At 78.0% G+C, this 622-nt stretch carries 1 protein-coding gene; it reads left to right on the top strand.

Annotated elements, in window-relative coordinates:
- A partial coding sequence (locus GB864_RS18050) for a DUF5671 domain-containing protein (RefSeq protein ID WP_236779251.1) occupies positions 1-622 on the top strand: 622 nt, incomplete at both ends.

Here is a 622-nt window from a genome sequence, read left to right as displayed (position 1 = left end):
GCCGCCGCCCTGATCGGCGCGGCCGTGTGGCGCGTGCACGCCGGGATCGCCGCGACTCGGAGCCCCGCGGTCCGCCGCGCCGCCACGCTCGCCGTCGCCGGGCTCGGGCTCGGGGCGGCCGCGTCCGGCATCGGGGTGATCGTGAACGCGACGCTCGCCGTCGCGGCGAACCCCATCGCGGCATCGGGCACCCGTGAGCTCCTGCTCGGCGGCATCAGTGCGCTCGTCGTCGGCGGTCCGACGTGGTGGCTCCAGTGGCGTCCGCTCCGGCGTCCCGACCCGGAGGAGGCGGTGGCGGTCGGCCGGCGCGTGTTCCTCATCGCGGTCTTCGGGGCGAGCGCGATCGTCGCCCTCGTCGCGCTGCTCATCGTCGGGTTCCGGCTGTTCGACTTCGCGCTCGACCCGACGTCGGGGCGCGTGCTCGTCGACCGCGTCCGCGCGCCGCTCGGGCTCCTCGTCGCCACCGGACTCGTCTTCGCGTACCACTTCGCCGTCTGGCGGCGGGATCGTGCCGCGGTCGCCGCGGCGGCGGCGGCCGGCGAGGGCACGGCTCGCCGGGTGCGCCGCATCGAGCTCGTCGTCGAGGCGCCGCTCGCCGAGGAGGCGGCCCGGGCCGTCGCCG

Origin of the sequence: Agromyces seonyuensis, assembly GCF_009789225.1 — a bacterium.
Taxonomy (GTDB): domain Bacteria; phylum Actinomycetota; class Actinomycetes; order Actinomycetales; family Microbacteriaceae; genus Agromyces; species Agromyces seonyuensis.
This window is presented reverse-complemented; position numbering and strand designations above follow the sequence as displayed.